Consider the following 20,127-nt stretch of genomic DNA (forward strand, 5'->3'; position numbering starts at 1 on the left):
GGGTCGGTCAGTCGACCGCCCCGCCCAGCGAGGGGAGCAGCCATGGCCACCGTGGAAGAACTGCCGATCGTGGTCGGGGTCGACGGGTCGGAGCCGAGCCGGGCGGCCTGCCGGTGGGCGGCGACCGAGGCGCGGCTGCGGGGACACCCGCTGGAGCTGGTCTACGGCTACATCGGGCCGGCGCTGGCGGTGCCGCTGATGGCCCCGCCGTACGACTGGTTGCCGCCGGCGATGCAGGAGGAGGCCGAAGAGTTGGTGGCCCAGGCGGTCGCCCAGGTCCGGGAGCAGGAGCCGACGGTGCAGGTCACCGGGCGGGCGGTCGCCGGTGCGCCGAACCAGCTGTTGGTCGACCTGTCCGCGGAGGCGTATCAGGTGGTCGTCGGCCACCGGGGCCACGGCGGGTTCCGCTCGCTGCTGCTCGGTTCGGTCGCCTCGACCGTGGCGGCCCACGCGCACGCCCCGGTGGTGGTGGTACGCCCGGGGGTCGACCACGCGCAGCTGCGGGACGCCCCGGTGGTGGTGGGCGTCGACGGCTCGGCGACCGCGCAGGCGGCGCTCAGCTTCGCCTTCGAGGAGGCGGAGCTGCGGTCGGTGCCGGTCCACGCCGTGCACGTCTACCAGGTGCCGCTCATGCCCTCCCGGGCGGACGAGGTCGATCCGGCGCGGGTGGAGCGGGCGGAGCGGCAGCGCCTGCGCCAGTGGGTGCAGCCGATCCGGGACAAGTATCCACACGTCACGGTCGAGGAGAAGCTGCTGACCGGGCAGCCGTCCGAGCGATTGGTTGACGCCGCCGAACGGGCAGGGCTGCTGGTGATCGGGTCCCGCGGCCGGGGTGGTTTCAAGGGCATGCTGCTCGGTTCGGTGAGCCAGCAGGTGATCCGGCACGCGGAAGGGCCGGTGGCGGTGGTGCGCTGAGGCACCCGGCGTCGGGCGGGCTGACCCGCCCGACGCCGTGCCCGGTGTGGTGTCACTGGCCGAGATCGCCACCGACCGGGATCTCAAGCTGCCGGCGATGACTCTCGACCTCACCGGTGCGTACCGTGACCGTCAACCGCCAGACTCCGGTTGCCGGCAGTGTCGCCCGCGCCTCGAACTCGCCCGGCGCGACCGGTCGGAGCGCCACCGGTACCGGTCCCCAGTCCAGGCCGGGCAGCGAGAAGTCGGCCCGCAGCTCGGGGATGTCCCAGGCCTCGCCAGCGGCGTCACGTACCGAGATCGCGACCCGGTTGTCGCCGGGCCGGGCCGGGTCGACCAGCACTTGCAGCAGCGCCTCGTCGCGCTCCCCGAACGGCTCGGAGATGAGCACCGGGTCACCGGTTGCGCCGGTGGCGACGGCGGTCGCCGAAACCCCGGGGGGAGTGGCGACCAGGATCGCCACCAGCGCCAGCACCGCCGTCGCCAGCACCACCTCGCGCTGCACGTTGCGACGGAGCCGGGCGTGCAGCCGGTCGGTGGTGGCGGCGGCCGCGCGGGCGCGGCGGCGGGTGGACCGGCTCACCGGGTTCCGGACCGCGGCGGCGGGGGCGTCCCGGGTGGGGGTCTTGGCTGCCGGTCCGGCCCGGCCGGCGCGCTGCACCAGCGAGCGGGAGCCTGCGCCGAGGCAGAGCAGCAGCGCCACCCCGGCGAGCTTGAGCGCCAGCAGCCGACCGTAGTCGGTGCCGGCGAGCGCGGCGAACGACCCCACCTCTTGCCAGGCCAGGTAGCCGCCGGTCGGCACCAGCACCAGCACCGAGAGGGTCGCGAGCCAGGAGAAGCGGCCCAGCGCTGGGGTCAGCTCGGCGGCGGGTGGTCGGTGGCGGGGGGTGAGCAGGCACCAGCCGAGCAGCACCAGGCCGCCGAACCAGCCGGTCATCGCGAGCAGGTGAAGGTAGTCGGCGACCAGCAGCGCCGGGCTGCCGAGGCGGCTGTGGCCGGTGCCGAGCCAGGTCGCGGGGAACAGCACGGCCAGGCCGACGGCGGCGACTGGGCGGATCCGCTCGCCGTGGCGGCGCAGCCCGAGGGCGATCCCGGCGGCCGCCGCCAGCAGGCCGATCCGGGCGAGTTGGAACTGGCCGAATTCACCGCCGAGGGTGGCCGACAACAGCGCCGGGTCGGTCGTCGCCGAGAGACCACGCCCGGCGAGGTAGGGCCCCTGCAGCAGCAGCGCGGCGGCCGCGCTGAGCAGGCTGAGCCACCAGCCACAGTGGATCACGGTCCAGGCCCGGGGTCGTTGCCAGCCGCCGGGCCAGCAACACCCGAGCACCAGCAGCGGGCCGATCAGCAACACCAGCCCGGCGTATCCGGCGCCCCGGACCAGTGTGAAGCCGGCGGCCACCGCCGGGTCGTCGGTGGCTAGGTCGAGCTCACTGGGGTCCTGCGCCGGTGCGCCGACCCCGAAGACGAGGGCGCCGGCGACCGGGTGGGAGTCGGCCGAGACCACCCGGAAGGTGACCACATAGGTGTCGTCGGGCAACCCCGGTGGCACTGGCAGCACGACCGCGGTGGGGGTCTGCGGGTCCACCTCGGCCGGCGGGGTTTCGACCACCTCCCCGGCACCGGTGCGCAGCGCCATCCCGTCGACGGCGAGCGAGACCCGCTCGTTGAACCAGAGCCGGATCTCGGCCGGTGGCGCGTCGAGCTGGGCGCCGGGCTCCGGGCTGCTGCCGACCAGCGAGGCGTGGCCGGCCGCGGGGCTGGCCGAGGCGATCAGCAACCACCCCGCGACCCAGAGCACCACGGTGGTACGCCGAAGCGCGGCGGCGAGCCAGGGGTGCCCCCGCTGGGCTCGCCGCCGCGTCGGCATTGCTCAACCTCCTCTGTGGTATCCGGCTACAGCGGGATGATGCCGCCGCTGCCGGTGACCTGAACCCGGAACACGCCCCACAGTCCGGCGGCGGTCCACGGTTGCCGGCTGTCCCGGTAGGCGTAGTCGCCGGCGTAGGCCCGGGTGCCCCCGGCGCCGCCCACCAGCCAGGCGTCCAGACTCTGCCCGGCGGTCAGCGTCCGCGACGCCATCAGCTGCGAGCCGGTGATGCCCGGCTCCAACGGGAAGGCGTGCCCGGAGATGGTGACCGAGTGCAGGTGGTCCGAGGCGCCGATGCCGATCCGGAACACCACCCGGTCACCGGCCCGGGCCCGGAACACCGGGGTCGCCGGGTCACCGTGGAGGTTGGAGCTCAGCGCGTTGTGATACGGCGCAGCCGGGGTGAATCCGGGCTCCCACCAGTTCGGGCTGTCGTTCGGTCCGGGGGCGTTGGTCAACCCGATCCGCGAGGTCAACGGCGCGGTGCGGTAGTTGATGTGGTTGAACCCCTTGTTGAACGACCCTTCGTCCTGCTCGGTGCCTGGCGGCGCGCCCGCCACCGGGGGTGATGGCCGGTTCGCCGCCCGGGGTCCGTTGATCCCGTTGCCGGCGATCGTGTCCATGTACGGGATGATGCTGCGCCCGTACTGCTGGTCGGTGGTTTGCATAGTCAACGCGAACTCCCGGAAGTCCGGCTGGCCGGGCACCCGGATCACCGCCTGGGTGCTGGTGCGGTTGGGCCCCAGCGCAGCGCCGGTGAAAGAGTCGAACCATTGCGAGTTGCGCGGTTCGACGATCAGCAGCCCGTAGGCGCCGTGTCGCAGCGACGCTGGGCTGCCCAGGTTCTGGAAGATCGTGGTGCCGACCTCCCGATTGGCCCGGAACCGGTACTCGATCGTGCCGCCGATCGGCACCGTCGTGTCGGGGTTGAGCCCCACCGCCGAGCCGGCCGCCAGCTGCGGGTTGCGAAGCAGCTGACCGAGGTCGACACCGGCCCGGGTCCCGCCGACGCGGCTGTCGGGGTCGATGTCGTTGGTCAGCCGCAGCCGCACGCAGTCGCCCTCGTTGGCCCGAAGCACCAGCGGCTCCACCGGCTTCTGGCCACTGCGGATCGCTGCCACGTCGGCGTTGAGCGCGTAGACGATCCCCTCGGCGTCACCGAACGGCGTCGTCGGCAGTGGCTGGTCGAAGACGGTCACCTGGTAGACGCGTACCGGTCCGGTTGGCGGACAGACGTGACTGCCGTTGCTGACCACGCTCTGGTTGACCGTCCCGTTCGGGTTGATCGACGAGGGTGGCGCTGGTCCCGGATCGGCCTGCGGGTTCGCCGCGGTGTGCGGTGAGAGCACCGGGAAGCCGCTACCGGCCGGCGGTGCGTTGTCCGGCAGCGGCACCAGGTCGCCCTGCTGGCGGTCGTGCACCCGGAAGATGCCCCAGGCACCGCTCTCCAACGCGAAGGTACGGGTGCTGTGGTACAGGTAGTCGCCCGCGAACCGTTGGGGGCCACCGGCACCGCCGTCGAGCACGTAGTCGAACCGTTCCGAGATCCCGGTCACCGCGGTGTCCTGCAACGCCCCGTCGGGATGGAACCGCTCGGTGCGGAACTGGTGCCCCTGGATCCGCAGCCCTTCGGCCCGTTCATTGACCCCGATGGTCCGAATCACCACATCGTCCCCGGCGTACGCCCGGAACAGCGGGGTGATCGGTTCGCCGTAGGTGACCGAGGAGAAGACGTGCGGGTCGACCGTGGTGACGGTGGCCGGCACCGTGCCGTCGTTCGGGTTCTGCGGTGGGCTGCGGTCGAAGGCGTTCAGGCAGCGGGCACCGTTGTACTCCAACCGCAGGTCGGTGGTGTCCGGATCGGTGTGGATCGACGCCTCGGAGGTGTCCCCGGGTGGGGTCCGTTCGCCTAACGGCTCCGCCCGCAGGTTGATCGAGCCCTCCTCACACTCCTGGCCGAAGTTCAGCGCCAGGTTGCTCTGCCCGGGTCGGCCGTTGTGCAGGAAGATGACGAACTCCCGGAACGGTCCGCTCTGCCCGACTCCGACCGAGCCATCGGGGTTGACGACATCGACCACTGTGCCGCTGCGCACCGGGTCACCGGTCTGTGGGTCCCGATACTCCGAGCCGGGCGGCTCGATGATGTGCGCCGCGAACAGGCCGTGCGCCCACGAGACGATCCCGTCGACGTGGTCGTGCCAGAACACCGTGCCCGAGTCGACGTCGGAGTACCAGCGGTGCTGGGTGAACTCGACGGTGACCGGGGTGCCGGCCGCGTGGCTGTTGGCCAACGGCTGGTCCAGGGTGAGCTGGTTGCCATTGATCGCCTCGATGGTGCGGATCTCGATCTCGGGGGTGCCCAACCCCACCGCGACCGCGATCCCCGGCCGGAGCCGGTCGACCTGGCTGACCGTGATGGTGGTCGGATCTGCCACGCTCACCAGCTCCCGACCGTCCCGGTGGGCCGGGAAGACCGACTGCTCGTAGGCGTAGCCGGTGATGACGCCGTCGGAGGCGAGCGGATCGAACTGCACAAAGTGGGTGTGCATGTTTGCCTTGTGCAGGTCGTCGTGGTCGGTCTCGTTGCCGAAGGTGATCGCCACGCAGTCGCCCACGTTGGAGCGGACCACCAGCGGCTCGGTCGGCCGGTCTCCGGCGAGCAGCTCCTCCTTGTCTTCGTTGAGGACGTAGAGCATGCCGTCCGGGTCGACCTCCCGATGGGTCATCGCGATCGGCACGCTCACCGCGGTGATGTCGAACTCGCGCACCTCCGCCGAGCTGGGACACAGCCCGTCGGGGCGTTGGGCGGTGGCGGTGTCACCCAACCACGGCGCGCCGGAGTGCTGGTTGGGCGAGAACGGTGGCCGCTGCGCCAGGTGCGGGGTGAACAGCGGGTACGCCGGCCGGCCGTTGCCCGGGTTGAACCGCAGCGCGGGCCGCTGGCCCGGATTCGCCGACCGGTAGTTCGCCCAGACCCGGTCGGTCTCCGGCTCACCGACGTAGACCGGCGCGTTGGCCGGCCCGGTCCGCAGCCAATCCCAGACCGTAGCGTCCTGTGGGTCGAGTTCGCCGCCGCCCAGATCCCAACGCTGGCCCTGTGGCGGCAGCTGGCTCTCCACCAGCGTCTCCAGGCCCGCCTGGGTGGCCGGGTCGGCGACCTCAGCGTCGAGCACCACGGTACGACCATCGTCGAGAGTGGTGCCGAGTAGCTGTGCGGAGGTGACGCCGGCGGGTGGGGCGTTCGCCCCCGGCAGCGGGGCCAAGCCGTCCTGGGCGGTGTCGAAGACCCGCCACAGGCCCCACATGCCGGCGATGTAGTGGTGCGCCACGTGGCAGTGGTAGAGGAAGTCGCCCGCGGCCTGTTGGCAACCGCCGGCCCCACACTCGTGCTCCAGTGTGAATGCCTCCTCCGGGCTGATCGTCTGTGAGTCTAGCCGGATCGAGTTGGCGTTCTGGATCGGCACCTTCCGTAGCCCACCGGCCATGTCGGTGTCGTCGGCGTCCGGGTTCTGCCGCCACCGGGTGGCCCCGCCGTGCAGGTGGTGGACGTGCAGCTGCTCGAAGCCGACGTGCGCCAACCTGGTCTTGGTGGGCTCACCGAGGTAGGAGCGCGGGATCGGGGTCGCCGGATCGCCGTAGGTGTAGGAGCTGTAGGCGAGCGACTTGTTGTCCTTCTGCGCCTGGGTCGCGTCGGCGTTGTCGCCGCCGGCCTCGGCCACCAGCACCGTCTCCAGTTGGAGCCGCCGATAGAACGATTCGGCCCGGTAGTTGAGCGCCCGGCTGCCCGGCCGGTAGGCGCTGGTGTTGGCGCCCGAACCGGTGGGGTTGTCGACGTTCGGGCCACCGTCGACCATCGGCAGCGGGTTGCCCACCTCGCCGTACTCGGGGAAGCCCGGGATCACCGCGCTCCCTTCCCGGCGGGGCCGGCGCAGGTTGAAGTCCTCGTCGCCGATCTCGTGGTAAAGCAATGCGAATTCGCGGAAGGTGGGGTTGCCGCCGCCGGGGGCGACCATCGCCTCCCAATTGCTCCACTGGGTGCCGGTCTGCTCCTCGCCGGTGACCGGGTCGTACCAGCGGGCATTAGGCGCTTCCACGATCACCGCCCCGAACAGCCCGTGGGCGGTGAGCTGGGTGCTCTCGCCGCCGCTGCGGAACACCCTGGTGCCCTCTCCCATCGCCGGGTCCAGGAAGTACTTGTACTCCACGATCTGGCCGGGGTTCGCCATCGTGGCTGCGGTCTGCCCGACCTGTTGGCCACCCTGCCCACCCTGCGGGTGGTAGGCGACGCCCTGCAGGTCGATGGAGACCCGGGGGGCGCCGCTCGGGAACCGGAACATGGTGTTGTTGTTGGGTCCGCTTACCGGCGCCCGCTGCACCGCGTTGCGCATTTTGAAGATGATGCACTCGCCGAGCCGGGCCCGGACCACCAGCGGCTGGATCAGGTCGTCGCGGAGTCCGGGTGTGACCTGGTCGGCCGCCGGATCGGCGGCGACGAGGTCTGGCCAGTCGTGGTCGATGCCGCCCGGGATCGCCCCGAGTTCGCCGCCGCGGCGCAGCGCCGCCTCCTCGGCCCGAACCGCATTGAGGTTGCGCTCCAGCACATACATGTAGCCGAACGGGTCGTTGTCACCGAACCGGTTCACGGTGATCTCCACGTCGATCGCCGCGACGTCGTAGGTTCGTTGCGGCGCGGTGTCGCAGCCGTTGGGTTGCGCCAGGGCCGGGCTCGCCGGTAGGAAGGCGGCGGCGCCGACGCCAGCGAGCAGGGCTCCGCCGGCCGCCACCGAGACCAGCGGCCGGCGGGCGGCGCGGAGCCGGTGGAGGGTGCGCCGCCGGCTGCGTCGGTCTCCGCAGGCGCGGATCAGCCAGCCGCCGCCGAGCGCGGTCAGCAGGACTACCGGCCAGGCGGCGAGGGCGGCGACGGCGCTGGCGATGGCGAGCGCCGCGACCCCGCCGCCGGGGTGCTGGTGCCCGGCGGCACCGCCGACCAGCTGGTGGGCATAGGGCTGGACCATGCCCAGCGGCACCAGCAGCGCGGTGAAGACAACCGCGAACGCCGGCAGCCGCCAGCGCGGCGGTAGCTGCCGAGGCCACCGGCTGGCCGCCAACCCGGCGACCACCGCGACCGGCAGCGTCATCACTGCGTCCAGCAGCAGGTAATGGCCGTGGGGGAGAGCAGCGCCGACCGCCGGTGCGACAACCATGTGCGCCCAGAGGGTGACGATCGCCGCCGCCGGTATCGCCAGCAGCCATACAGATCGGGTACGATGGATGCGGTCGACGGCCCGTGGGCCGGAGCCCGTTGTCGGGCCCACTATCGGGGTCCCGATTGGGCCTGCTTTTCGGGCCCTGGTGATGGGATCCCGGGCTCTGGCCGTGAGGTCCCGTGTTCTGAACTCGCGCATGGTGCAACCTCCCGTTGATGGCGCGAGGGTGGGGCACGGCGACGGGCCGCGACTCCGTCGGTGGTTAGGGCCACCGGCGGCCGTCTAACGTTGAGTCGACTCGTCCCCGTGGTGTCGCTCGTTCCTTTCTGCCCGATCGATCGGCGTTGTCGCAATAATGTGGTCAGTTATGACGCTGGTCGGTCATGAATGATGGTCAGTTCCGGTCCCCGACAGCGGGATCGGCAGCTGGATGATCCGGCCACCGCGCCGCCACTGCAGGTGCAGCGGTGGGTCGGCGGCCGACGGCACCACCAGATCGAAGTAGAGCACTCCCGCTACCGCCGTCCCGGCGGCGAGCCGGGGCAGGTCGCTGACAGTGTCCGCGCGAAGCGCCGCCGGAGTGCTGGTACGTCCGCCGACGACGGTGTACTCGTCGAGCACGTGCAGGGTCTGCGGGCGGGCGCTGCGGTTGTAAATCGTGAGCGAAACTCCGAGCCGGACCTCATCTCCGGCGGGCGCGCCGGGCATCATTTGATCCGGCATCAGGAACCCGCCCTCGCCATCGTGGACATGATCCAGCGGCACCCATTCGGCCCGTTGCACCTGTGTGGTCAGGCCAGCCAGAGTGGCCGTCTCGGCGACCACGATCGGGGGAGGCGCCAACTGCCGCCACCCGAGGAGACCAAGGCTCGCCACGGTGAGCAGCGTCAACAGAGCGGCGGCTACCCGGTGATAAGCAGGTCTCATGGTGTCCCCCAGCAAGGGTGGTCCACCTCGCGACTCTGCGCCGGCGGTGCCGGGGTAGCTGCGCAACGTGGACAATTGCGGCTGACTCTCCGAACTGTACGGCTGCCCGGCCATGTCGGGACATGACGTGAGTCCCCTAGTGGTAGGTAGGGACGGGGTTAGTCGTCCGTGGTTGCCGGGTCGAGCAGGCCGACTCGGAAGGCCACCGCCAGCGTCTCCGCGCGGTTGTGGGTGCCGAGCTTCCGGTACAGCCGGGTCTGGGTGTTCTCCACGGTCTTGGCGGCGATCCCCAGGGCCCGACCCACCTGTCGGATCGTCCGCCCGCGGGCGAGCAGGGCGAGGATCTGTTGCTCCCGTACGGTGAGTTCGGGCGGGTCGGCAGCGGCGGCGGGGTGCTGCCTATCGTCGGCTTCGAGTAGGCCCAGCGCGGCGGCGCGGGAGACCACCAATTGTTGGCTGTCGGCGTGGAGCTTGGCGAAGAGTCGGCGTTTGTGGTTGTCGACCGTGTGTGGGCTGATCTGCAACAGGTGCGCGATGTCGGAGACCGAGTGGCCGGTGCTGAGCAGCGAGATCACCCCGAGTTCCCGCTCGGTCAAGCCGGCCCCGCCGGCGGTCCCACCGGCGGCCGGCCCGGCGGCTAGCTGTCGCAGCAGCCGCACCACCTCCAGCAGCCCTCGTGAGCTCGGGGTGAACGCCGGCACTCCGGCCTGCAACGCCGCGGCGAGCATCTCCAGCGTGAGGTTGCCATAGACCACCAGCGGGGTCACCGTGGGAAACGACACCCGCAGGTCTTGGAGCATCCGGACGGTCGCGGTGGTGAGCGCCGGGACGTCCACCAGGCACAGGGTGGGCCGGCCCAGCGCGCACAGTGACCGGAGACCGTGCGCGGTGCCGGTGTGTCCGACCACGGTAAAATCGGGTTCCTGCGCGAGGTAGGCGACGATCGCCTCCCGCCCCAACCGTCGGTCGGAGTGCACCACGATCCGGATCGGATGGTGACCCTCGTTGGCCATGGCGTGCTCCTGCGGCACGGACAGGCCCCCGGTGGGCAGCCAGCCGCGAACAAATGATTCTAGAGTGGCCTAACAGCCGGCTGCAAGCTCTCGTGGCGGATCGGCGACTTTCAGTGAGACCTACTGGCTGATCGGCTACCGGGAGCCGCCCCCATCGGTGAGCTGATCAAGCTCCCGTCGTAGCTGCCGCAGCAACGACCGGGGTGATCCGGCCCGGGTCAACGGCGGCGGCGGTACCACCAACACCGGACAGCTAGCCCGCCGCAGGCAGTAGCGCACCACCGGGCTACCCCGCGGCCGCCGCCACCAGCTCCGGTGGCCAGCCCCGATGACCAGCAGGTCGCCCGCCCGGCACGCGTACTCGACCAGCACCGGGCCGGCGGCGTCGGGCAGCACCACCGGCTGCACCGTCACGTCGGGCGGTTCACCCCCCATGATCTCCACGAAGGCGCGGACGATCAGCGCCTCGGCCTCCCGGGCGAGGCCGCCGCCAGCGTCCGGCAGCTCATCGGTTCGGCCGTGGCCGAAAGCCATCGGGCCGGCCAGGCCCGCCGCGGCCGAGCTAGCGGGCGGCTCCACCGGACCGGCGCCCCACGCCCGGACGGCGTGCAACGCCGCGCCGCGACGTCGCGCCTCCGCCACCGCCGACCGCACTGCCTGTAGCCCAGACAGGGTGGTATCGACACCGAGCACCACCCGGCCGGGCCCCGTGCCCTCCTCGTTGCGGAAGGTCATATTTCGGGGGTACCCCGCCGGGCCGGAGGTCATGCGCCGATCGGCGGGGTAGCCACCCGGCGGTAGGGTCGGTTTGATGACTGCTACCCCCCGCCTGCTGGCCATCAGCGACCTGCACGTTAGCCACCCGGACAACCAACCGGTGGTGAAGGAGCTCCGGGGTGCTCCCGGCGACTGGCTCATCGTCGCCGGTGACGTCGCGGAGCGACCAGACGAGGTCGCCTGGGTGTTGGAGCTGCTCCGGGAACGGTTCGAGACGGTGGTGTGGGTGCCGGGCAACCACGAGCTGTGGACGACCGGCAAGGACCCGGTCCGGCTCAACGGCGTCGCCCGCTACCAGCACCTGGTGGAGTTGTGCCGGAAGTTGGGGGTGTACACCCCGGAGGACGAATTCCCGGTCTGGACCGGCCCCGGCGGTCCGGTCCGGATCGCGCCGTTGTTTCTGCTCTACGACTACACCTTCCGAGTCGCCGGCACCGCCAACAAGGAGGAGTCGCTAGCCTACGCACACCAGACCGGTGTCGTCTGTACCGACGAGTACCTCCTGCACCCCGACCCGTACCGGAGCCGGGACGAATGGTGCCGGGCGCGGGTGGCCGCGACCGAGCAACGGTTGGCCGCCTGCGACCCGGAGATCCCGTTGGTGCTGGTCAACCACTGGCCGCTGGTCCGCTCGCCCACCCGGGTGCTGCGTTACCCCGAGTTTGCGCAGTGGTGCGGCACCGAGCTGACCGCCGACTGGCATCGGCGGTTCCGGGTCGCCGCGGTGGTCTACGGGCATCTCCACATTCCCCGCACCACCTACCATGACGGCGTTCCGCACCTGGAGGTGTCGCTGGGTTACCCACGTGAGTGGCGGGTCCGGGGGATGCCAGAGCCACTGCTGCGGCCGGTGCTGCCGGCGGGCGGCGCCGAGTGATCGCCCAGCTGCTGCCGGACCCGGTCGTCTGCGCCGAGGCGCGGGAGGACGCGCCGGAGACCTCGCTCTGGCCCGGCGAGGCGGAGCTGGTGGCCCGGGCGGTGCCGAAGCGGCGACGCGAGTTCACCACCGCCAGGCACTGCGCCAGGCGCGCGCTGGCCCAGCTCGGAGTGGCGCCGGCGGCGATTCTCACCGGCGAGCGGGGGGCGCCGCGTTGGCCCGCCGGGGTGGTGGGCAGCATGACCCACTGCGACGGCTATCGGGCCGCCGCGGTGGCCCACTCCGCCGCGGTCGCGTCGGTCGGCATCGACGCGGAGCCGCATGGCCCGCTGCCCGAGGGGGTGGCGGGGCTGGTGGTCCGGCCGGAGGAGGCGACCCGGCTCACCGAGTTGGCCGCCGGTGACGGGTCGGTGGCGTGGGACCGGCTGCTGTTCAGCGCTAAGGAGTCCGTCTACAAGGTGTGGTACCCGCTGACCGGCCGCTGGTTGGACTTCCAGGATGCTTCGGTGACGCTGCGGCCCGACGGCGGATTCTCCGCGCAGCTGCTGGTGCCCGGCCTGGTGGTGGCCGACCGGGCGTGCTCGGTCCTGGAAGGCCGGTGGGCGGTGGCCGACGGGGTGCTGCTGACCGCGATCGCGATCCCCGCCGCCTGACCTTCCCGCCGACTGGCTGTTCCGCGGCCGGGTCAGCTGATCGGGTCGTGGACGGTGATCAGCTTGGTGCCGTCCGGGTAGGCCGCCGCGACCTGAACCCGGTCCAACAGCTCCGGGACGCCGTCGAGGACATCCTCCGGGCCGAGCACCCGCCGGCCGCTGTCCATCAACTCGGAGACGGTACGGCCGTCGCGCGCGCCCTCCAACAGGAACGCAGTGATCACCGCGACCGCCTCCGGATAGTTGAGTCGCAGCCCTCGCTCGCGTCGCCGCCAGGCCACGTCCGCGGCGACGTGGACCAGCAGTCGTTCCTGTTCGTGCTGGGTGAGTAGCACACTGACCTCCGTTGTCCAGGGTGGCTGCCCGGAGATGGCAACCACCGGGTTCGGCAGCGTTGCCTCGCGCTATCGACGGTGATCGTATCCACTGTGATGCGGAGGGTCATCGGCGCCCCATCGGAGGGTGATCGTGGAGGCGTCGCTACGGTCGGGATGGTCCGGTCTCCACTTGACGTTGATCGATTGCTCTGCGAAGATCCCTTCACCCCCCGTGCGGTTGGGCGTCACCGTCCGCAACCCTTCGCGCCACGCGTGCGCCCGCCGGAGACCCGAAGGCAGGCCCCACCATGGACCTACCCAGGCCCCCGTTCGTTGCCCGACCGGCCCATCGCCCCCATCGCCCCCATCGCCCCTGGTATGTCGCGATTCTCGCGATCGCCACCTCCCTCGCCCTGGTGCTCACCCCGGCCGGCGCCCACGCCGGCCAACCCGAACTCGACTCCGACGACGGCCCCGCCGACCACCAGTTGCCGGAGCTGGACAGCCGGGGCGACCAGTCAGCTCGGACGCCGGCCGCGGCCGCTCTCGCCGCCGCCGATCAGCTCGACGCCACGGTGCGCTGGAACCGCTTCGGCACCGTCGCCTCGCTCACCCGTCCCGGCGAGTTCCTCGCCACCGGGGTCGGCGCGGCTGGCCCGGTCGAGGCGGCGCGGAGCTGGCTGCGCAGCCAACCGGAGCTCTTCGCCGTCACCGACGCCACCGACCTGCGGTTGCACGCCGAGATCCCGCTCGGTTCCGAGGCGTACGCGGTGACCTTCCAGCAGTACCTCGGCGGTCGCCCGGTCTCCCCGGACGGGCTGGTAACGGTCGGACTCACCGGAGCGTCCGACGACGGCTGGCGGATCGCCCACACCGCCGGTGCGCTGGTGCCCGCGGCGCCGTTGCCGGCGGCTGCCCGGCTCGACGCCCGGCGCGCACTGCTGGCCGCTGCCGCGGACGTCGAGGCCCCGCTGGTCGCCGCCGCTACCAGCTTTGCCGGGCAGCAGGGCGGCTGGCAGGTGCTGCAGGTCGACGGGGTCGGCTTCGAGCAGCTGGTCCGGCCGGTCGCCTTCCCACTGACCACCGGTGAGGTACGCCCGGCGTACGAGACCAACTTCTACGACGGGGAGCGCGGCTACCGGCACATCGTGGACGCCGAGACCGGTGAGGTCCAGTTCCGGGAGAGCATCGTGGCCGAGCTCGACGACGCCGCGCAGTGGTCGGTCTACCCGGCGCACCCGCCGATGACCCGGCTCGGCCAGCCGCCGTGGGGCTTCCCCAGCGCCGACCAGCGGATGCGCTGGTGCTGGCAGGGGCAGCCCGGCTGCGACCTGCTAGTCGGCGCCGACGCGACCGGTGTGGCCTGGGATGTCGATGCCCGCACCGGCGAGCCCACCCACACCACCATCGGCAACGCGGTGGAGGCGGCCGAGTGGTGGACCACCAGCGGTGGGGCCCCGGCCGGGCACCGCCCGGTCAGCCCCGACCGCGACTATCGCTTTCCGTGGACCAACAGCTGGTATGAGAGCGGCTGTCACTCGGACAACCTCACCGAAGGCGGCAACGACATCGACGCCTCGGTGACCAACCTCTTCGCCCAGAACTGGCGCATGCACACCTGGTCCTACCACCGGGGGTTCACCGAGGAGACCTGGAACGCCCAGGAGTACAACTTCGGGGTCAACCCTGCCGGCGAGGGCGACCCGGTGATCGCCCGGGCCCAGGCCGGTGCGGAGTCACCGGGTTCCCGCAACAACGCCACCATGGCCACCCGGCCGGACGGCACCTCGTCGATCATGAGCATGTTTCTGTGGCAGCCGGCGGCCGGCGCCTTCCACGGGCCATGTGTAGTCGGGGACTTCGACATGTCGGTGATCGCCCACGAGTATGTGCACATGATCGAGAACCGGCTGATCGGCAAGGGCAGCAACCGCTCCGGCTTCCACGCCGGCGCGATGGGTGAGAGCTTCGCCGACTTCATCGGCCAGGAATATCTCAACCAGTACGATCTCACGCCGGGCGGGTTCAGCGCCTGGACCACCGGCGCCTACGCCACCGGCAACCCGTTGCGGGGGATCCGTAACTACAACATGTCCTTCCCGCCGGCCGGCGAGTTCCCGCGCGGCGGCGCCGACGTCCGGGTCAACACTCTCCAGTTCGGATCAATGGGGTACGACATCGTCGGACCGCAGGTCCACGCCGACAGCCAGATCTGGAGCGCGACCAACTACGACCTGCGGCAGCTCTTCCTCGACCGGTATCCGAACCAGGGCGCGGTCCGGCAGGCCGAGTGCGCCGACGGGCGGCGGCCGGTCGGGCAGTGCCCCGGCAACCACCACTGGCTGCAGCTCGTCTTCGACGCCATGCTGCTGATGCCGACCGCCCCGACGATGCTCGACGCCCGCGACGCCTACCTCGCCGCGGACCTGCTCCGCTTCGACGGCGACAACCAGGACCTGCTGTGGCGCGGCTTCGCGCAGCGCGGGTTCGGCGAGCACGCGTCAGTGACCGGTACCCAGGACGGCGACCCGGTGCCCAGCTTCACCTCGCCGCTGCACGAACCAGCGACCCTCCACTTCGAAGCGATCGCCAAGGATGCAGCCGGCGTACCGATCGAGGCGGAGGTCTTCGTCGGCAACTACGAGGCGCGGGCGACGCCCCTCCAACCGACCGAGCAGTTCATCCCCCAGCCTGCGGGGTACCAGTTCGTCGCCCGGGCCGAGGGCCACGGCCACGTCCGGTTCCTCGTTGACGATCTGAGCCCGGGGGAGGAGCGCACGGTCACCATCCACTTCCCGACCAATGTCGCCGCCGAAGCCCAGGGAGCCACCGCGGCCGGCGACGGCGAACGGCACGCGGCGCTGCTCGACGACACCGAGGCGACGAACTGGGAAAGCGTCACTGGGCCGGTCGGCGACGCGCAGGTGACGGTGGCGCTCGCCGGTGAGCAGAGCTTCACGCTGGCCAAGGCGAGCGCGATGCTGCTGCCGGGTCAGCATCGCTTTACCGGCGTCCGGCAGTTCGAGCTCTACGCCTGCACCGCCGGCAACCCGGACAACCCGACCTGCGATGGGGCCAGCGACGCCGGCTGGGATCGGTTCCTCCGCAGCGACCGGAACGCCTTCCCGGCACCGAACCCGCGCCCGTCGTCCCCGGATCTGATCCTGCGCTCGTTCGAGATCCCGGAGATCAGCGCGACTCACGTGAAGTTCGTGGTGGTGCACAACCAGTGCACCGGCTACCGCGGCTATCAGGGGGTGCAGCACGCCGATCCGGCGGCGCCGGATCCGGACTGCCGCAGCACCGCGGCCGGCGCGAACGAGGTGCGGGCGGCATCGTTGCAGCTGCTCACCAGCGAACCCGAGGTGACCGGCGCGACCCTGGTCGACTGACGCCGCCCAGGCACTTGCCGGCGTCGATCATGAGCGTGGAGACCGACACGCGCGGCGTGTCGGTCCCCACGCTCATGATCGGCGCTAATCCGTGGGGCGGTCCGGCTCCGGCCACTGCTCCGGGTTGTAGTCTCCGCCGAACCGGACGCTGGTGGTTGCCGGAAGGGTCATGCGGTGAACTCCCGTTCGACGACCGTGATCGTTGGCCGACTGGTCAGCAGGAGAAACTGGGCGAACGCCCACGCCACCAGTGCCAGCACCGCCTCGGAAGCGGCGTAGGTGAGGCCGACCATCACCACCAGCAGGCAGACGTTACCGAGCGTGGCGCCCGGGGTGCGGGCCAGAAAGTATCCGGCGAGCCGGGCGATGTCGCGGGTGCGGAAGGTGAACAACGAAGTGATCACCAGGGCGTTGACGATCCACAAGGTAGCGACGACCGCGATGACGACGAGCAGCCCCGCCCACCACCCGGGGATCCCGGCGGCGCCGAGGTAGGCGAGGTTGACGGCGATGATGGTCATCCCGGCCAGCCACGGCACCCAGATCCGCAGCACCGGCACGAAGTTCAGCCGGTAGCCGCGCCAGAAGGTGGCGACCGGGTGCAGCTCGGTCAGGTCGTTACTGCGGTGGTGGAACGCGAACACCATGGCCGCCAGCGCCGGACCGAGCGGGATCAGCCCGGCCGCGGCCAGCGGCAGGTTGCTCACGTCGCGGTCCAGTAGCAGCACCAGCGGCACCAGCCCGGGCACCGTAAAGAGCAGGAACAGCAGCTGGGTCAGGAACACTGTGTAGACGTAGGCGCAGCCCCGGGCGAGCGGGCCCGATCCCCACTGATACTCCCGCGGGCCACCCGCCTCGGCATCGCCGCGGCCGGGTGGACCGCCGGCCCGGTTGCCGCGATCGCGGGTGCCGACCATGCTGCTCACGCTACCTCCTGCTCGGCGCTTGGGCCGTCCGTCGCCGCGGGTACGCCGGCCGGGCGGGGGAGCTGCCACGGCGGTGTCTCCTCGACCACCGCCTCGAGCTCCACCAGCGTCACCTCGTGCGGTTCCAGGGTCAGCTCCAACTCGACCCGGCCGGCCACGATCGGCGCCCGCCGGTGGCTGCGGGCCGGTTCGGCCGCCTCCCGCAACACCTCGAGCTGCCGCGACGAGGGCGACCGCGGGCACCCCATGTCGCACCACGCCGCCCAGGCGTTGCCCTGCCGCTCGCTCACCGACGAGCGCACCACAAAGGCCGAAGGGGACACCTGCGGCGGATCTGGGTCCCCGAACGCGCGCCGCGGCACCGCCGGCGCGACCGGCACCGACAGCCGCAGCTCGTGCCGCCCGGTTGGCTGCTCCCCGGTGACCTCGACCGGCGCCCAGGCCAGCACGGTCACCCGACCCGCACCGTCGCGGGTGACCAGATGTTCCTCGCCGCGGGCCAGGATCTGCTCACCCATCCGGGCCAGAAACGCGTACAGGTGGTACGTCGGTTTCTTGATCTGCCGGTGGGTCAACAGTCCGAAGCCGCCGTGGAAGATCGAGGTCGGCACGCCGATCTCTTCAAACACGTCACAGAAGGTCCAGTAGGAGAACGAGTCGACCAGGTCACCCCCGCCGGCCACCACCGGCGCCAGGTACGCGGCGTGGAAGGCGGTGTCGTGGATCGGGTTGTCCGGCCGGTAGGAAGAGTTGAACTCGGTGATGTGCACCGGCAGCTCGGCCAGCGGGGTGCCCCGTAGCGCCTCCCGCGGCTGGGCGAACTGCTCCAACAAGCTGGCGGCGGGCGCCAACGTCTGGCGGACCCCGAACGGTTCGTGCTGCGGCGGACCCGAGCTGTACGCGTGCCGGCTGACGAAGTCGATCGGGGCGCCACGATCGACCACGAACTCGCCGAACCGGGCCAGCCACTCGTCCGAACCCGGTGAGATAGCCGGCCCGCCGACCTGCAGCGAGGCGTCGACCTCCTTGACCGCGTGCGCGGCCACCTCGTACAGCCGGTGATAGGCGTCCGGGTCCGCGTCGCGCCAGAAGTTGTGCAGATTGGGCTCGTTCCACACCTCGATCGGCCAGTGGCGGACCTGCTCGATCCCGTACCGGTCCACGAGGTGCGCCACTGTGGCCCGGACCAGCTCGCCCCATTCGCGCCAGGACCGGGGCGGGGTCACGTTGCCTCGCCACCAGAACACCGTCTGGTCGCCGGCGGCGAGCTGCGACGGCATGAACCCCAGCTCGACGAAGGGCGCGATGCCCAGGGAGAGGTACGCGTCGATCACCTGGTCGACGTAGCTGAACCCGTACCGGACCCGCTGGCTGTCCTGGTACTCGTACGGCTGGTAGACACCGGCCCCGTCGCTGAGCAGCCCGTGACCGCGGATGTGCCGGAAGCCGATCTCCCGCTGGACCAGCGCCAGTGACTCTTGGTAGTCCTGCCGCAGGGCCAGGTCGAACCGGCCGGTGCCGACGCAGGCGCGCCAGGCGTCGGGCAACCGGCCGGTCGGGTGATCGGCGACGCGGATCAGCCGTGCTCCTCTTGGTAGCGCTCGTAAGCGCCGTTGACAATGTCGAGGTACTGATCCATGTTCCGGCCGCGCAGCTCCTCGATGAACGAATCCCACTCGTCGAAGGAGCGCTGGCCGAGGATGAACTTGAGGGTCTCCTGATCGGTGTAGTCCCGCAGCCCGGTCTCCATCAGCGACGCCTGTTCCCGCTCCTGCGGGTTGAGCGGCCGCGGCGGCCCGGCGATACCTTCGATGTCGGCGAGCGTCTCCTGGAACTCCTGCTCCTCCTCGGTGAACTGGGAGTGGAGTAGCTCGGTGCTGCCGCCGTAGACGAAGATGCCGTTGAAGAAGCCGTAGTCCGCGTTGAGTAGCTGGTCCGCGTCGGGGTTGAGGCCGGCCCAGTCGACATCGTCGGCGAGTTCGAAGGAGCCGTCCTCGACGCTACCGGTGTAGGTCTCCCCCTCGATGCCCCACTTGGCGAACATCTTGCCCTCGTCGGAATACCAAAGCCAGTCGATGAACTGCATCATGGCGACGAAGTTCTCGCTCTCCCGCGCCCGCGAGGAGATCATGATGCCGTTCTCCAACCGATCGTTGTGGACCAGGTGGCCCATCGGCCCGCGGGGCCGCCGTACCTTGCGGACGGTGGCGCCGGCGAGACCTTCCAGATCTTCCCGGTGTTCGATCACCGTCTGGGCGTTGGCGCTGATCACAAAGGAGCGGCCGGAGGCGAACTTCTCGATCGCCTCATCGTCGCTCTGGGTGAAGCTCTCCGGGTCGATCAGCTCCTCCCGTACCAGCATGTTGAGGTACTCGAGCACCTGCCGGTACTCGTCCATCGCCGCCGGGAAGACGAACCGGTTGGCGTTACGGTCGAAGTAGGTGGGCTGCCAGGCCCAGCCCGCGTACGTGCCGAAGCCGTCGCTGACCATCGCCAGCAGGTTGTTGGCTCCTGGCTGCGGCGGCGTGCTCCACCGGTCGGAGAACGGGTACCGGTCCGGGTAGGCCCGCCGCATCTCCCGCAGCACATCGGCGACCTCATCCCAGGTGGTGGGTTCGTCGAGGTCGAGTTCGTCGAGGATGTCGGTGCGCATCGCCAGCGAGTAGTCGATCCAGACGTTCTCGTGCAGTCCGGGCAGGACGTAGATCTTGCCGTCGTCTTGCCGCCGGGTGTCGAGGTCGGCGTCGAGGTTCCACCGGGCGACCTTCTCCTGGAAGTGCGGCATCAGGTCGAAGTAGTCACTGACCGGCAGGATGGCGCCGCCGGCGATGAATTGCTCCTCGTCCGGAGGGTAGGTGCGGGGCAGGATCATCGGGGCGTCGCCACCGGCGATCATGACCCCGCGTCGTTCGTTGTAGTCGGCGAGCGGCACGATGACGTTCTCCAACGTGACGTTCGTGCGTTCCGCCAGCTCCGACCAGAACAGCCAGTCCGGGTCGTGCGGGTACCCGGGGTGGTCCTGCATCAGGATCGAGAACTCGACCGGCTCGCTTGCCCGGAACTGGTCACCGACCCCGTAGTCGTCCATGGCGCCGACCTGGTGTTCGGACAGGTCGCTGCTCCCGGATCCGCCGTTGCTGCTGCACGCCGCCAGCAGACTTCCCGCGGTGACCGCGCCGGCGCCGGCGAGCAGGCTACGCCGGGAGACCCGACGCCGGGATAGGTAGCGTTTCATGTGTTACCTCCGGATCGAAAT

The 20,127-nt window shown here is 70.8% G+C and carries 13 protein-coding genes; 4 read left to right on the forward strand and 9 right to left on the reverse strand.

Annotated features, from left to right (window positions below; all coding sequences use genetic code 11):
- Positions 1 to 42 precede the first annotated feature (42 nt).
- Positions 43 to 915 (forward strand): universal stress protein, encoded by an 873-nt coding sequence (locus JQS43_RS09700; RefSeq protein WP_239678732.1) that lies wholly within the window; start codon positions 43 to 45, stop codon positions 913 to 915.
- Between the two features lie 52 nt (positions 916 to 967).
- Here JQS43_RS09700 and JQS43_RS09705 read toward each other — a convergent pair whose 3' ends face one another.
- The 5 genes from JQS43_RS09705 to JQS43_RS09725 form a co-directional block, all read right to left on the reverse strand.
- Entirely contained in the window at positions 968 to 2,782 is a 1,815-nt protein-coding gene (locus tag JQS43_RS09705; protein ID WP_239678733.1) for a copper resistance CopC/CopD family protein, read from the reverse strand.
- A 26-nt stretch (positions 2,783 to 2,808) separates the two neighbouring features.
- A complete protein-coding gene (locus tag JQS43_RS09710; protein WP_239678734.1) occupies positions 2,809 to 7,986 on the reverse strand; it encodes a cupredoxin domain-containing protein in 5,178 nt (1,725 codons plus the stop codon).
- 384 nt (positions 7,987 to 8,370) lie between these two features.
- Positions 8,371 to 8,916 carry a hypothetical protein gene (locus tag JQS43_RS09715; RefSeq protein WP_239678735.1) on the reverse strand — a complete coding sequence of 182 codons (546 nt, stop codon included), beginning with the start codon at positions 8,914 to 8,916 and terminating at the stop codon, positions 8,371 to 8,373.
- A 158-nt stretch (positions 8,917 to 9,074) separates the two neighbouring features.
- Positions 9,075 to 9,929: a response regulator transcription factor gene (locus tag JQS43_RS09720; RefSeq protein ID WP_239678736.1), complete on the reverse strand. Its 855-nt coding sequence runs from the start codon at positions 9,927 to 9,929 to the stop codon at positions 9,075 to 9,077.
- A gap of 135 nt (positions 9,930 to 10,064) precedes the next feature.
- The gene (locus JQS43_RS09725) at positions 10,065 to 10,664 is read right to left on the reverse strand and encodes a universal stress protein (RefSeq protein WP_239678737.1); all 600 of its coding nucleotides are present in this window, start codon (positions 10,662 to 10,664) and stop codon (positions 10,065 to 10,067) included.
- A gap of 76 nt (positions 10,665 to 10,740) precedes the next feature.
- Here JQS43_RS09725 and JQS43_RS09730 point away from each other — a divergent pair, with 76 nt between their 5' ends.
- Entirely contained in the window at positions 10,741 to 11,583 is an 843-nt protein-coding gene (locus JQS43_RS09730; RefSeq protein ID WP_239678738.1) for a metallophosphoesterase family protein, read from the forward strand.
- Positions 11,580 to 12,236 carry a 4'-phosphopantetheinyl transferase family protein gene (locus tag JQS43_RS09735; RefSeq protein ID WP_239678739.1) on the forward strand — a complete coding sequence of 219 codons (657 nt, stop codon included), beginning with the start codon at positions 11,580 to 11,582 and terminating at the stop codon, positions 12,234 to 12,236. The genes JQS43_RS09730 and JQS43_RS09735 overlap by 4 nt, the downstream gene beginning before the upstream one ends.
- 32 nt (positions 12,237 to 12,268) lie before the next feature.
- Here the strand turns inward: JQS43_RS09735 and JQS43_RS09740 are convergent, their stop codons facing one another.
- A complete protein-coding gene (locus JQS43_RS09740; protein ID WP_239679377.1) occupies positions 12,269 to 12,571 on the reverse strand; it encodes an urease subunit gamma in 303 nt (100 codons plus the stop codon).
- Between the two features lie 290 nt (positions 12,572 to 12,861).
- Here JQS43_RS09740 and JQS43_RS09745 point away from each other — a divergent pair, with 290 nt between their 5' ends.
- The gene (locus JQS43_RS09745; RefSeq protein WP_239678740.1) at positions 12,862 to 15,945 is read left to right on the forward strand and encodes a M36 family metallopeptidase; all 3,084 of its coding nucleotides are present in this window, start codon (positions 12,862 to 12,864) and stop codon (positions 15,943 to 15,945) included.
- Positions 15,946 to 16,112: 167 nt separating this feature from the next.
- Here JQS43_RS09745 and JQS43_RS09750 read toward each other — a convergent pair whose 3' ends face one another.
- From JQS43_RS09750 to JQS43_RS09760, 3 genes are read right to left on the reverse strand one after another with little or no spacing between them, the layout of a single operon-like run.
- On the reverse strand, positions 16,113 to 16,862 hold the full coding sequence (locus JQS43_RS09750; protein ID WP_239679378.1) for a DUF624 domain-containing protein: 750 nt from the start codon (positions 16,860 to 16,862) through the stop codon (positions 16,113 to 16,115).
- A gap of 5 nt (positions 16,863 to 16,867) precedes the next feature.
- Positions 16,868 to 18,451, reverse strand: coding sequence for a GH39 family glycosyl hydrolase (locus JQS43_RS09755; protein WP_420847694.1), 1,584 nt, complete (start codon positions 18,449 to 18,451; stop codon positions 16,868 to 16,870).
- Positions 18,448 to 20,106: an ABC transporter substrate-binding protein gene (locus tag JQS43_RS09760; protein WP_239678742.1), complete on the reverse strand. Its 1,659-nt coding sequence runs from the start codon at positions 20,104 to 20,106 to the stop codon at positions 18,448 to 18,450. Before JQS43_RS09760 ends, JQS43_RS09755 begins: the two co-directional genes overlap by 4 nt.
- Positions 20,107 to 20,127: the final 21 nt, after the last annotated feature.

Origin of the sequence: Natronosporangium hydrolyticum (genome assembly GCF_016925615.1) — a bacterium.
GTDB classification, from domain to species: Bacteria; Actinomycetota; Actinomycetes; order Mycobacteriales; family Micromonosporaceae; genus Natronosporangium; species Natronosporangium hydrolyticum.